Source organism: Mucilaginibacter puniceus (assembly GCF_054783175.1).
In genome coordinates this window covers 1,213,009-1,225,158 of record NZ_BAAGRB010000001.1, presented here as the reverse complement: position 1 = coordinate 1,225,158, position 12,150 = coordinate 1,213,009, and the positions used below count along the sequence as shown (strand labels likewise).

Here is a 12,150-nt window from a genome sequence, read left to right as displayed (position 1 = left end):
TATGAACAGGTTTTTCAGATTCCTTATTGCAGGCTGGGGCGCTAAAAAATTGGGCGGTGGCTGCCTATCAACTATAGTGATTTTTATAATCATATATATGCTATTGGGCCAATGCAACCAACAATCTAATGCGGCCAATAAAGCCAATCCGGCAAAAGCAAAAACTTCGGTTGCCGCTTATGGCACGTACAATAAATAACAAAATCTTAAATACTATTTAAGCCCATCTTGTTTACAGGATGGGCTTTTTGCTGCTATATAATTTGTCGCATATACACCTTCAAATTGTCATGACTAACCCTATATACCATTGATGGCAATGCCTATATTTATATTATGGAAACCGAAATTATTGATAATGACATTAAAGTGCTTTATGTAGAAGCTTCTTCTTTCCCCGAAGGAATAATGGAAGCCCACCGTAAGTTACATGCACTTATTCCCTACTCGGCACAAAGAAGGTATTTTGGGATATCGCGCCCGGAAAATGGAATAATACAGTATAAAGCTGCAGCAGACGAGATCAGCCCCGGCGAAGCCGAAAGTTTGCATTGCGATTCGCTCATTATTAAAAAAGGCAACTATACCAGTATGATCGTAAATGATTACATGAAGGATTTACAAAGCATTGGCCAAGCATTTAACCAACTACTTACCCACCCCAACCTTGATCCGCAGGGTTATTGTGTAGAATGGTATTTAAGTGAAAAGGATGTAAAATGTATGATAAGACTGGCTGAGTAAACTACAAAAGCAAAAAACCCGCATTTCTACGGGTTTTTTGTGTGTAATAATTACTTAGCTCCAGGTGCTAAGGTATATATCCAATCAACTATTTTCTTCAAATCATCAGCTTTCAGATCAGGGTGAGCAGGCATAGCTACATCGCCCCAGTTACCTGCACCGCCGCCCTGTACCTTTCTTATTAAGCGTTCCTGAACAGTGGCGTCATGAGGATATTTTTTAGCGATATCCGTAAACGATGGGCCAATTGATTTTTCGTTTTCTTTATGGCAGGTTTTGCAATCCAGTTGCTGTACCAATACTTTACCCGGCTGTGCCGCACTTCGCAATGCTGCAAGGTTGGCTGCAATTTTATTGGCATCATTTCCGCCATAAACACTAACGGTTTTATCACTTTTGCTGGCAGCACCTTTTTTATCCTTTGCCACTACCGAAACCGTATAATTGCCTTTTTTGGTATAGGTGTAAGTTACCCTGGGCACTGTAGTTACCTTTTTAACACCGTTACCTAAATTCCAGGTGTAAGAGGTAATAGCATCCTTTTCAGGGTCTTTAGCAACGGTTGATATAGTAACCGTAAATGGTAAAGTACCTGCATCTTTGCTGGCGGTTAGTTTGGTTATCTCGGGCCCACGGTTACCGGGGTTGTAATCAATACGGGCAAGGCCTGCATCCTTATTTGCGGTAAACCATCCTGTACCATACTCCAATACATATAGTTTACCATCGGGGCCAAATTCCATGTCAATAGGCGCATTAAATTTGGTGTCTTCCATAAATGGCTCCATTCTTTCGAAATCACCGTTAGGCTGTAAGGTTATGGGTTTTATAAAACCACGCATCCACTCATAAAAAAACATTTTGCCGTTGTAGTAAGCAGGCATATTAGGATTTTTATACTCGTCTGCATAATAAACCGGCCCCGCCATAGCTGATCTGCCCGAAGCACCTAACTGCGGGAAATTAGGAGAAGCGTCATACGGATACCATACAAAAGCAGGCTGTGCCGGTGGCAACTCTTTTAAACCTGTATTATTTTTTGAATCATTGATTGGTTTAGCAGGGTCAAAAGGTGCGCCTGATTTGCCGGTATTAAAATCATAAGCACGATACGGCAAGTTAGGGCCTACAAACAAAGGCCAGCCAAAGTAACCTGCCTTACGGGCCTGGTTCAACTCGTCATAACCTTTTGGGCCGCGGGTAGCCATACTATCTTTAGCCGCATCAGGGCCAATTTCGCCCCAGTATAAAAAGTCTTTTTTCTTATCAACCGATATGCGATACGGGTTACGGTTACCCATTACATATATCTCCGGGCGTGTATTGGCTGTTCCCGGTTTAAATAAGTTTCCTTCCGGTATAGTATAACTTCCATCGGGCTGTATATTTATACGCAGGATTTTTCCGCGCAAGTCATTGGTATTACCTGCCGAACGCCTGGCATCCCATTGCTTATAACCTTCCCTGTCATCCAATGGCGCAAACGAATTAATATTAGGTTTACCTTTTGCATTAGGCTCATCAAACGGTGTTGAATTATCACCTGTTGACAAGAACAAAGTATGGTCTTTACCAAAAGCTATTGAACCACCTGTATGGCAGCAAATTTCGCGCTGCGTGGCTACATCCAAAATTACTTTTTCTGATGCCAGGTCAATTTTATCATTAGCAAATACAAAACGCGATAAGCGGTTAACCGATATATTAACAGGGCTATAGTAGATATAGATATAATGGTTGGTAGCAAAATTTGGGTCCTTCTGTATACCCAGTAAGCCCTCTTCGGCATTTACTCCTTTTACACTGGCTTTGTCATATACTTTTAAGGTAGCGGCAATTGATACTTTTTTGGTGGTGTTTTTATACAACGAAATTTTGCCATGGCGCTCGGCTATCAACACGTCCAGGTTAGGTAATATGGTCATTTCGGTAGGCTCGAATAATGATCCCGTAAACAACTGCGTTTTGGTAAAGCGGTTAGCTTCCGGAGCGTGTTGCGATTTTACTTTGGTATAATCTAACTTCACATTATTACCTATGGCATATTTAATGCCTCCTAACAAATGTTGTAAAAACAGGTCCTCGGCAAATGCTGCGTCTGCATGGCCCAGGCCTGTATAAAATGCCCTGCCGCCATCATAATCATGATACCAGGCAATGGGGTGGTTGTCGCCATTTCGGCCGCCGGTATAGCTTTTTTCGTCGAGGTTTAGTAATACTTTAATGTCCGGGTTAATGCTTTTATAATTGTACCATTCGTCCTGGCGTGTCCATTTTTCGGGCAGCATGGTGGTTGACGGGTGATTTTTATCAACCACATTAATAGTAGCCTGCTGCGGGCGTGGATGATTATCAAAATAAGCGCCTACTAAACGGCCATACCATTTCCAGTCGTACCCGGCATCAGCGGCTGCATGTATGCCTACAAAACCACCACCGGCTTGTATATATCTTTCCAAATCAACCTGTTGGTATGGGGTTAGCATATTGCCGGTTGTACTTAAAAATATAACCGCGGCATATTTTTTAAGGTTGCTTTCTACAATTTTGGCAGAGTCTGCTGTTACATCAACAGCAAAGCCATTGGCAGCACCTAATTTTTTTATAGCAACTTCACCAGCTGCTATGGAGTTATGATGAAACGCGGCAGTTTTGGTATAAACCAAAACTTTGGTTTGCGCAAAGCTTATGGAAGTTATTAATAGCGCTAACGATGCAGTTGCAGCTACACGGAATATTTTAAATTTCATTTTAAGAATGGTATTTACTTGGTTTATTAACGCCTAAATTAAATATTTATCTACTAATCTCTACATCTTTAAAAACATATTTATTGAAATGATAATGTTATCAAAAAAGCAAATAATTAACAATTGTTTAAAAAAACAATAATAAAATGTTTTATTGATTAATTTTTTATGTACTTTTAATCAATAATTAATTTTATTTGTCAAAAAAAATAGGTTAACCTGGCATATCAAAATTAATTAACCAATGAGTACTCAAACTAATTAACCAATTTATTAACCTAAAAAATCAAAATGTTATGAAACTAAAAATTTTTATCGCGGCTTTAGCTTTTTTATTTACAGTTAAATTAGCATCGGCACAGGTGAGCATCCAGTATGGTACAAGCGTTGCCAATACAGGCCCAACAAACGCTTTTACTTTACAATTTTATGGCGAATCGGCCACTGCATACGTTGTTGATGCATGGATAGAATCATCTTACCCGTATGCCCCTCAATATTTCGGAACAGTAACTAATGCTACCGGCAGTTTAAACAGTCCAAATAGTTGGTACTATTCCGGACCTGCATCATTTGATGGATATATATATAACAATTGGGCCGGAAATGGCGGAACTGCATTTTATGTAACTGTTGGCCTTTACGATTCAACAACCGACAGGATGTGGTACGAAACTTATTATACCGGGGTGGGTTGCTATTAATATTAACCCCAATTTAATGCCCCTGCTTAAGCAGGGGCATTATTTATATCAATTAATTTCGCGGATGAAACTGGATGATAGTCCCCTTTAAATACTCCCTGTCTAAATGGGTGTAAATTTCGGTAGTGGTAATACTTTCGTGGCCCAGCATTTCCTGCACGGCACGCAGGTCGGCGCCACCCTCAACCAAATGGGTAGCGAAAGAATGGCGAAAGGTATGCGGACTAATGGTCTTTTTCAACCCCACTATTTCAGCCAACTCTTTGATTATCATAAAAATATACATACGGCTTAATCGGCTACCCCTGCGGTTTAAAAACACCATATCCTCCTCCCCTTTTTTTATGGGGACGTGTACCCGCAGCTGTTCAATCCAAATTTTTAAAGCTTTTACCGCCGAGCCGCCTATGGGTACCAAACGCTCCTTACTGCCCTTACCGGTTACTTTTATAAACTCAATATCCAGGTGCAGGTTGGATAGTTTCAATTGTGTTAATTCAGATACCCGCAACCCACAACCATATAAAACCTCCAATATGGCTTTATTGCGCCCACCTTCGGGTTTGGATAGGTCGATGGCTTCTATCATTTTATTGATATCCTGGTAACTTAAAGTATCGGGCAGTTTGCGCTGTATTTTGGGCGATTCTAACAGTTCTGACGGGTCTGAAGCGATCATATCTTCCATCAGCATATATTTGTAAAATGCTTTAATGCCTGATAGGGTACGCGCCTGTGAGGATGGTATCATCCCCAACTCGTTTATCCAGTTAATAAATTTGCGCAGGTCGTCTAAAGTAATTTGTTGCGGGGATAGTTTATTGGGCAACGTTTCGGTATATTCATATAACCGGCCTATATCGCGGCTATAAGCCTCAATTGAATTTGCCGAAAGAGATTTTTCCAGTTTTAAATAGGCCTGGAAACCTTTTATTGCCGACTGCCAATTCAATTGGTTTTAGTTTTAATGATTTATAGTTAAGTTTGAACTAATGAATATACAAATTATAAACGGCCCTAATTTAAACTTATTAGGCGTACGCGAAAAATCAATTTACGGCGATAGCAGTTTTGAGGCTTATTTAACCGAGTTGCAAGCCCGTTACCCGGATATTACTATTAGCTACTACCAAAGCAATGTAGAGGGCGAGATCATCAACAAACTGCATGAAGTGGGCTTTAGCTTTGATGGCATTATCATGAATGCAGGTGCATACACACATACCTCTGTAGCCATTGCCGATGCCATTGCCGGCATTAATACCCCCGTAATTGAAGTACATATATCCAACGTTTATAAACGCGAAGAATTCCGCCATGTATCCATGCTGGCCCGTAACTGCAAAGGCGTTATAGCAGGTTTTGGGTTAGATTCTTACCGGTTAGCGGTGGAGAGTTTGCTGGCAAAGTAATCCCCTGTCATTTCGAGCATAGCGAGAAATCTATACACGCGCTATATGAACGAGTGTATAGATTTTTTCGCTACGCTCAAGAGAATAGTTCTCCTCGTACCTCGTTCGAAATGACAGTTTAATAAAAAACCTTGCTACCGCAAGCGTCCCACTTGTGGATTAGCAGATAAATTGACAAAGCACCTCAAAATCAGTGAGTTGTACCAGGTAAAAAATATAGGCAATTTATGGTTTACACTTTTTTGAGTGTTTTTTATATAACTAATTGATTATAAATATTATATAAAATAAATTAGCAAAAATGTGTTAAGTTGTGTAAACCATAATTATGCAGGGGGAACTCGCCGCCATTACATAAAGTCTCCCCTACCGGGGGAGATTATTCATGAGGTGTTTTATTTTTTTAAGGTATTCATGAAGGCTATGCCTTTTAGAGGGGGCTTTACTTATAAAATTTAACCCTATGCAACTGGCTAAATTTGTGCTTTTTGCGGAGGAAGAAATCTAACACCAACGAGCCTTTGTACATGCCATTCAGGTTATGTTTAGGGTCAATATCGCGGTGGCCGGTTTTAAATATATGGCGCAAAAAGTTTTGATGGGCCAGGCTTACGGCCCAGGCATCTTTACGCTTACCCTCACTTAAAAATCTGAATAGCGCCAGCAGGTCCATAAAATATCGCGCTGTTATTACTAAAAATGCCCGCCAAAAAGGTAAATTCTTTTGCAGCAGCAACAGGTTGTTTCTAAAGTTTAAATAGGTTTTAAAAGGATTCTCGGTATTTAGCGTGCCGCCGCCTAAGTGATAAACTTCTGATTGTGCACAGTACATCACCTTGTAGCCTTTATTTTTTAATCGCCAGCAAAGATCTATTTCTTCCATGTGGGCAAAAAAACGGTCGTCAAAACCACCGGCTTCGTCCCAGCATTTCTTTTTAATAAACATGGCCGCGCCCGATGCCCAGAACACTTCATCTGATTGTTCGTACTGGCCCCTGTCCTCTTCTATCTCGTAAAAAATACGGCCACGGCAAAAGGGGTAGCCAAACATATCAATAAAACCACCTGCCGCCCCGGCGTGTTCAAAATGATCTTTTTGCAGGTACGATTTTATTTTAGGTGCGGCAACCGCAATTAATGGGTCGCTTTCCATTAAATCAATCACCGGCTTTATCCACCCGGGATGCACTTCAACATCCGAGTTAAGCAGAATATAATAATCTGCATCCACCCGGCTTAATACCCTGTTATAACCACCGGTAAAACCATAATTCTCATTATTTAAAATGATTGTTATAGAAGGATAATTTTGCTTTATAAATTCAACCGAATCATCCGTAGAGCCATTATCGCCTACCACAATATCCAGGTTACCCCACTCGCTGGTCATCACCGAAGGCAAAAACTGCTGCAAATGATCAAGGCCGTTCCAGTTTAAAATAACTACCGCAACTTTAGGTGTATGCTCCATTAATGTATGTCCTCCGGCTTAAATTTCCATCGGCGGTGCGACCATAGCCAATATTCAGGTTCTTTCCTTATTGTCTTCTCCAATTGCTTTACGTGTGCCTCAGTAATTTCGTACTGGGCTGTGTCTTTGGCATTTTCAATTAAAGGTATTATCGTGTAGTTATAAAATCCCCTCTTCACTCGTTTCATTTCATAAAACACCACTACATGATCCAGAGATTTGGCTAGTTTTTCAATCCCTAAAAATATCGGCGTAGGCTGGTTTAAAAAATTAGTAAAATAATTAGCCTCTTCCCTAACCGGTGTTTGGTCGCCCAAAAAAACACTAACCGTTAATTCATTTTTATATTGTACCATTTTACGCATGGTTTGTTTCATAGGTACAGGTATCCCCCCAAAGCGCGAGCGTGTTTTATAAAAAAACTCATCAAACAAAGGGTTTGACAAGGGTTTGTATATGATCATGAATTTCTCTTCATTATAAAAACAAAAGTTTAATGCCGCCCACTCCCAGTTACCATGATGCCCCCCAACAGCCATAACACTTTTGCCTTGTGCAAAATAGTTTTTAACCAGGTCAGGATTGGTTGGTACTACCCGGCGTTTAATTTCCTTTTCCGATATACTAATGGACTTTATGGTTTCCATTATCAGGTCGGCCAGGTAAACATAGTATTTCCGCTCAATATCTTTACGCTCCTTCTCTGTTTTCTCAGGGAAAGAATTACGTAAATTTTCCTGCACAACGTTGCGGCGATAGCCTACAACATAATACAGTATAATAAACAATAAATCAGCTTTTAAATATAAAATCCAAAAGGGTAATAATGAGATGAGGTATAAAAAGAATATGCCTGATCTGAAAAGCCCTTTTTTTATCATTATTTTCGATGAATTTTAATTGCAAACATAAATAAATGATTGAAAACGGCGCTGTGTTCCCTATGTTTTATCTGCCTCCCGTTGAGTACTTTACCAAACTAAAGGCTTATAAACCCAATATACTGATAGAAAAGCACGAGTTTTTCCCTAAGCAAACCTATCGTAACCGGGCCAATATTTATTCGCCTGATGGTATGTTAGCGTTGGTAGTACCGGTTGTTAAAGGGTCAAAGGTGCATACCATTACCAAGGATGTGAAGATAAGCTACGACTTTAGATGGCAGCGCCAGCATTGGATGAGCCTGGAAACCTGTTACCGCCGGTCGGCTTACTTTGAGTATTATGAAGATGATTTTATAAAGTTTTATCAAAACCAATACACTTACCTGTTTGATTATAATGAGGAGCTTTTACAATTGCTACTGAAGCTGATAAAACTTCCGCTGAATATTAGCTATACCGAAACCTATGAAAAGGAATATCCTCAATTAGAAGATCTGCGCAACAGTATGTCGGCAAAAAAAGAATCTTATTTGGAACAAAAGCCTTACTTCCAGGTTTTTGAAGAACGGAAAGGTTTTATGAAAAATTTAAGCATTGTTGACCTGCTGTTTAACCAGGGACCGCAAACCATTAATTATTTGTAATGGACAAACGCATTAAACGAGTAAAATACAAGCATCCCAAAAGGAGAGGTAAAGTTGGCGATCAGCCTGGCCTGATAAAAATTGCTCCCGACGCTGTTAAGCCACGTATTAACATTTATTCGTATAATGAACAGGAACTGGTTACTGATAAGGGTAAAAGTATAAAGGTTATACTTGATCAGCTTAAAAAATGCAACGATCATGACCATTGGATACAGATAAAAGGTCTAGGCGATGTAAGCCTGTTAGAAGATATTGGCCAACATTTAAATATAAACCCCCTGGTGTTGGAAGATATTGCCAACGTACACCAACGGCCCAAGTTTGATGAATATGATGGTTATTTATTCGGGGTAAGCCGCCTGATACATTATGGCAAAGACAGTGAATTGGTTAATGACCAATTTTCGGCGCTGATAAAAGACAACCTCCTGATCACCTTTGAAGAAACTCATGAAGAGTATTTTGAAGCAGTTAAAACCCGCCTAACAGCCGGCAAAGGAGCCATGCGCACACTTGGCCCAAGCTATATGTTTTATGCGCTTACCGATACTATATTGGACCGTTACTTTGAACTATTGGCACAAATTGGCGAAAGTTTAGATGAGGTAGAGGACAGGTTATACCAATCGGCCGATAAAACCGTAATGTACGAAACACAGCAGTTAAAACGCACCATGATCATACTGCGCCGCGCAAGCTGGCCAGAACGAGACAAGTTTAATGAGATGTTGCGCAGCGATAACCCATTGATCAATCCCGGCGTAAAAGTTTACCTGCGCGATGCCTATGACCACGTGGTGCAGATAATGGATATGGTAGAAAATTATAAGGAGATAAGCTCGAGCATTATGGATATTTACCTATCAATGGTAAGTAACCGTATGAATGAGATCATGAAGGTGTTAACTATTATATCGGCTGTTTTTATACCGCTTACGTTTGTGGCCGGTATTTACGGAATGAACTTTGCCAAAGTTGACCCGGTGACCAATAAAATTATGCCCGAAAACATGCCCGAACTTTACTCCATACATGGTTATTACTACGTTTTGGCTATTATGTTTTTAATAGCCATAGTGCAGATAATTATTTTTTGGAGGAAAGGTTGGTTTAGTAAGTTGTAAGTCTGAACTCATCCAAATGTCATTTCGAGTGAAACGAGAAATCCATACATATGCTGCGATTTGCACGTGTATGGATTTCTCTCTACGTTCGAAATGACAAAAGTTATTACATCTTTTGAAACTCGGGCTTCAATAACTCTTTTACCGCTTTACGCATTTTTTCGACTTTGGGTACAGATACGGACCGTATATACCCTCTATCCATATGAAGTTTGTAATACCCCTGGTGATAATTTTCGGCAGCATAAAAAGCTTTAAACGGTACTACCTGGGTTACAATTTTACCATTGTAGTGTTTAGATGCATTTATCTCTTTGATCAAATTATTAAGCGTAGCTTTTTCTTGAGGTGTGCGGTAAAAAGCTATTGAACGATAACTGGTACCTTCATCAGGACCCTGCCTGTTTAATTGTGTAGGGTCATGTGCGTAAAAGAATGCTTTAGCCAGGTTCTCGTAACTGATAACTTTAGGATCGTAATAAACCTGTACTACCTCGGCATGCCCGGTGGTTTCGGTACAAACTTCCTCGTAAGTAGGGTTTTTAGTGGTGCCCCCAGCATAACCTGCAATTACCTTATCCACGCCTTTTAATTCGGACATGGCTTCGGCCGAGGCCCAAAAGCACCCACCGCCAAAAGTAGCCAGCTGTTGCCCGGCTTTAGGCGCAGGTACAGTTGCAAAGGCATCATCATCTTTGGATTGTCCGTTAGCGCAGCTAAAAAATAGAAGTGCACAGGCTATATATAAAATTAATTTTTTCATAATTTATAATTGTTTAATCAAATATACGAAGCGTCCGGTTTAACGGATGGTCATTAAAAAGTAATTATGATTACTTGCCATGAGCCGATTTAACTAATTGCAATATTTTATTTAGTCCGTTGGTTTTTATTTCAAAAACAGTTGATAGCATCATACCCATTTTACCGGGTGGAAAACCTTTGCCGGCATACCATTCCAGGTAATGCGACGGGAGATCACTTATTAAAACACCTTTATATTTACCATAAGGCATCCGGGTAGTAACAATATCAATCAATATTTTCGAATCTGGTTTAACCGGCTCCATCTGCCATAAATGTAGGGATAGTTAATGGTTGATAGTAATTTTAAATTTCTTAAAACCCTGTACCCTGGTTAGTGTTATTACTATTCCCCTATATATTTCTGGAATTTATGGAACAACAATTTAGGGCCGCGCTTTGCGGTACAGACAGCCGTATTGATGGCATTGTAGACAAATTGGATGTAAGTGGCTTCCCTGCGGCTTATCAATTTATTTCATACGACGACACTTTGCATTTAATTATAGTACAGGATGAAAAAGGGCAATGGCATCGTATAGCAGGAACGGAGCCTTATCTTACTGGCTGGACGGATGAATTAGCCGAGCAGATCACATAAATTGTATATTTGATGTAATGGAAAAACGCGAAATAGGAAGATCAGGTATAAAAGTAGTGCCTTTTGCTTTTGGCGGTAATGTATTTGGCTGGACCATTGATGAGCCAACCTCATTTAATATACTGGATGCATTTGTTGACCGTGGATTAGATTTTATTGACACAGCTGATGTTTACTCCAAATGGGCTCCCGGCAATAAAGGTGGCGAATCTGAAACTATAATTGGAAATTGGATCAAAAAAAGCGGTAAACGCGATAAAATTATCCTGGCTACCAAAGTAGGCAAGCCTATGGGTGAGGATAAGAAAGGTTTGTCCCGTGCTTATATTACTAAAGCGGTAGACGCTTCGCTAAAGCGTTTACAAACTGATTATATAGACCTCTATCAGTCGCATGAAGATGATAGAGATACGCCTTTGCTTGAAACGTTAGAAACCTTTACTGATTTAATCAAACAGGGAAAGGTACGCGCCATTGGTGCATCAAATTATAGCAGCAATAGACTGAAAGAAGCTTTGCAGATAAGCAAGGGGAACGGACTGGCACGATACGAATGCCTGCAACCTGAATATAATTTATATGAGCGCGAGCATTACGAAACCGGGCTTGAACCAGTTTGCCTGGAAAACAATATTGGTGTAATAAACTATTATGCTTTAGCAAGCGGATTTTTAACCGGTAAATACCGGTCGGAAGCTGACCTTTCAAAAAGCGCCCGCGGCAGTGGTGTTAAAAAATATTTAAACCATCGTGGTTTTAAAATTTTGAATACCTTAGATGAGGTGGCAACACAATACAACGCTACACCTGCCTGTGTTGCTTTAGCGTGGTTATTGGCAAGGCCGGGCATCACTGCCCCTATTGCCAGTACAACAAGTATTACACAATTGGATGAGATTATAAAGGCGCTTGATATTAATTTAGATGATGAAGCAATTAATATTCTAAATAAAGCCAGCAATTATTAAAAGCAAATGAGCCCCAAAATTTGGGGCCCTTTTGCAATATA

Annotated in this window: 14 protein-coding genes; 8 read left to right on the top strand and 6 right to left on the bottom strand. The window is 40.0% G+C overall.

Annotated features, from left to right (window positions below; all coding sequences use genetic code 11):
• Nucleotide 1 precedes the first annotated feature (1 nt).
• Both ACYVJ6_RS05890 and ACYVJ6_RS05885 read left to right on the top strand, forming a co-directional pair.
• Nucleotides 2-199, top strand: a complete 198-nt coding sequence (locus ACYVJ6_RS05890; RefSeq protein WP_460693100.1) for a hypothetical protein — start codon at nt 2-4, stop codon at nt 197-199.
• Nucleotides 200-336: 137 nt separating this feature from the next.
• Nucleotides 337-744, top strand: a complete 408-nt coding sequence (locus ACYVJ6_RS05885) for a transcriptional regulator (RefSeq protein WP_460693099.1) — start codon at nt 337-339, stop codon at nt 742-744.
• Between the two features lie 50 nt (nt 745-794).
• Here ACYVJ6_RS05885 and ACYVJ6_RS05880 read toward each other — a convergent pair whose 3' ends face one another.
• Nucleotides 795-3,494, bottom strand: a complete 2,700-nt coding sequence (locus ACYVJ6_RS05880) for a ThuA domain-containing protein (RefSeq protein WP_460693098.1) — start codon at nt 3,492-3,494, stop codon at nt 795-797.
• Nucleotides 3,495-3,790: 296 nt separating this feature from the next.
• Here ACYVJ6_RS05880 and ACYVJ6_RS05875 point away from each other — a divergent pair, with 296 nt between their 5' ends.
• Nucleotides 3,791-4,198: a hypothetical protein gene (locus ACYVJ6_RS05875; RefSeq protein ID WP_460693097.1), complete on the top strand. Its 408-nt coding sequence runs from the start codon at nt 3,791-3,793 to the stop codon at nt 4,196-4,198.
• Nucleotides 4,199-4,250: 52 nt separating this feature from the next.
• On the opposite strand, the gene xerD is transcribed toward ACYVJ6_RS05875, so the two are convergent.
• On the bottom strand, nt 4,251-5,150 hold the full coding sequence (gene xerD, locus ACYVJ6_RS05870; RefSeq protein WP_460693096.1) for a site-specific tyrosine recombinase XerD: 900 nt from the start codon (nt 5,148-5,150) through the stop codon (nt 4,251-4,253).
• Between the two features lie 40 nt (nt 5,151-5,190).
• Here xerD and aroQ point away from each other — a divergent pair, with 40 nt between their 5' ends.
• Nucleotides 5,191-5,610: a type II 3-dehydroquinate dehydratase gene (aroQ, locus tag ACYVJ6_RS05865; protein WP_460693095.1), complete on the top strand. Its 420-nt coding sequence runs from the start codon at nt 5,191-5,193 to the stop codon at nt 5,608-5,610.
• Nucleotides 5,611-6,052: 442 nt separating this feature from the next.
• On the opposite strand, the gene ACYVJ6_RS05860 is transcribed toward aroQ, so the two are convergent.
• Together ACYVJ6_RS05860 and ACYVJ6_RS05855 are read right to left on the bottom strand one after the other, a co-directional pair.
• The gene (locus ACYVJ6_RS05860; RefSeq protein WP_460693094.1) at nt 6,053-7,081 is read right to left on the bottom strand and encodes a glycosyltransferase family 2 protein; all 1,029 of its coding nucleotides are present in this window, start codon (nt 7,079-7,081) and stop codon (nt 6,053-6,055) included.
• Nucleotides 7,081-7,962, bottom strand: coding sequence for a lysophospholipid acyltransferase family protein (locus tag ACYVJ6_RS05855; RefSeq protein ID WP_460693093.1), 882 nt, complete (start codon nt 7,960-7,962; stop codon nt 7,081-7,083). Before ACYVJ6_RS05855 ends, ACYVJ6_RS05860 begins: the two co-directional genes overlap by 1 nt.
• Before the next feature lie 35 nt (nt 7,963-7,997).
• On the opposite strand from ACYVJ6_RS05855, the gene ACYVJ6_RS05850 reads away from it, so the two are divergent.
• Together ACYVJ6_RS05850 and corA are read left to right on the top strand one after the other, a co-directional pair.
• Nucleotides 7,998-8,609: a WbqC family protein gene (locus ACYVJ6_RS05850; RefSeq protein ID WP_460693092.1), complete on the top strand. Its 612-nt coding sequence runs from the start codon at nt 7,998-8,000 to the stop codon at nt 8,607-8,609.
• Nucleotides 8,609-9,736: a magnesium/cobalt transporter CorA gene (gene corA / locus ACYVJ6_RS05845; protein WP_460693091.1), complete on the top strand. Its 1,128-nt coding sequence runs from the start codon at nt 8,609-8,611 to the stop codon at nt 9,734-9,736. The genes ACYVJ6_RS05850 and corA overlap by 1 nt, the downstream gene beginning before the upstream one ends.
• Before the next feature lie 106 nt (nt 9,737-9,842).
• Here the strand turns inward: corA and msrA are convergent, their stop codons facing one another.
• Together msrA and ACYVJ6_RS05835 are read right to left on the bottom strand one after the other, a co-directional pair.
• Entirely contained in the window at nt 9,843-10,499 is a 657-nt protein-coding gene (gene msrA, locus ACYVJ6_RS05840; protein ID WP_460693090.1) for a peptide-methionine (S)-S-oxide reductase MsrA, read from the bottom strand.
• Nucleotides 10,500-10,569: 70 nt separating this feature from the next.
• Nucleotides 10,570-10,806 carry a DUF3820 family protein gene (locus ACYVJ6_RS05835; protein WP_460693089.1) on the bottom strand — a complete coding sequence of 79 codons (237 nt, stop codon included), beginning with the start codon at nt 10,804-10,806 and terminating at the stop codon, nt 10,570-10,572.
• Between the two features lie 107 nt (nt 10,807-10,913).
• On the opposite strand from ACYVJ6_RS05835, the gene ACYVJ6_RS05830 reads away from it, so the two are divergent.
• Complete coding sequence (locus ACYVJ6_RS05830) at nt 10,914-11,141, top strand: hypothetical protein (protein WP_460693088.1); 228 nt, start codon at nt 10,914-10,916, stop codon at nt 11,139-11,141.
• A 17-nt stretch (nt 11,142-11,158) separates the two neighbouring features.
• Nucleotides 11,159-12,109 carry an aldo/keto reductase gene (locus tag ACYVJ6_RS05825; protein WP_460693087.1) on the top strand — a complete coding sequence of 317 codons (951 nt, stop codon included), beginning with the start codon at nt 11,159-11,161 and terminating at the stop codon, nt 12,107-12,109.
• Nucleotides 12,110-12,150: the final 41 nt, after the last annotated feature.

Bases quoted from the DNA above. Each gene is read 5' to 3' on its own strand.
- ACYVJ6_RS05880 (WP_460693098.1), bottom strand. From the start codon at position 3,494: ATGAAATTTAAAATATTCCGTGTAGCTGCAACTGCATCGTTAGCGCTA.
- ACYVJ6_RS05835 (WP_460693089.1), bottom strand. From the start codon at position 10,806: ATGGAGCCGGTTAAACCAGATTCGAAAATATTGATTGATATTGTTACT.
- ACYVJ6_RS05830 (WP_460693088.1), top strand. From the start codon at position 10,914: ATGGAACAACAATTTAGGGCCGCGCTTTGCGGTACAGACAGCCGTATT.
- ACYVJ6_RS05850 (WP_460693092.1), top strand. From the start codon at position 7,998: ATGATTGAAAACGGCGCTGTGTTCCCTATGTTTTATCTGCCTCCCGTT.
- ACYVJ6_RS05890 (WP_460693100.1), top strand. From the start codon at position 2: ATGAACAGGTTTTTCAGATTCCTTATTGCAGGCTGGGGCGCTAAAAAA.
- msrA (WP_460693090.1), bottom strand. From the start codon at position 10,499: ATGAAAAAATTAATTTTATATATAGCCTGTGCACTTCTATTTTTTAGC.
- ACYVJ6_RS05825 (WP_460693087.1), top strand. From the start codon at position 11,159: ATGGAAAAACGCGAAATAGGAAGATCAGGTATAAAAGTAGTGCCTTTT.
- ACYVJ6_RS05860 (WP_460693094.1), bottom strand. From the start codon at position 7,081: ATGGAGCATACACCTAAAGTTGCGGTAGTTATTTTAAACTGGAACGGC.
- ACYVJ6_RS05875 (WP_460693097.1), top strand. From the start codon at position 3,791: ATGAAACTAAAAATTTTTATCGCGGCTTTAGCTTTTTTATTTACAGTT.
- corA (WP_460693091.1), top strand. From the start codon at position 8,609: ATGGACAAACGCATTAAACGAGTAAAATACAAGCATCCCAAAAGGAGA.
- ACYVJ6_RS05855 (WP_460693093.1), bottom strand. From the start codon at position 7,962: ATGATAAAAAAAGGGCTTTTCAGATCAGGCATATTCTTTTTATACCTC.
- ACYVJ6_RS05885 (WP_460693099.1), top strand. From the start codon at position 337: ATGGAAACCGAAATTATTGATAATGACATTAAAGTGCTTTATGTAGAA.
- aroQ (WP_460693095.1), top strand. From the start codon at position 5,191: ATGAATATACAAATTATAAACGGCCCTAATTTAAACTTATTAGGCGTA.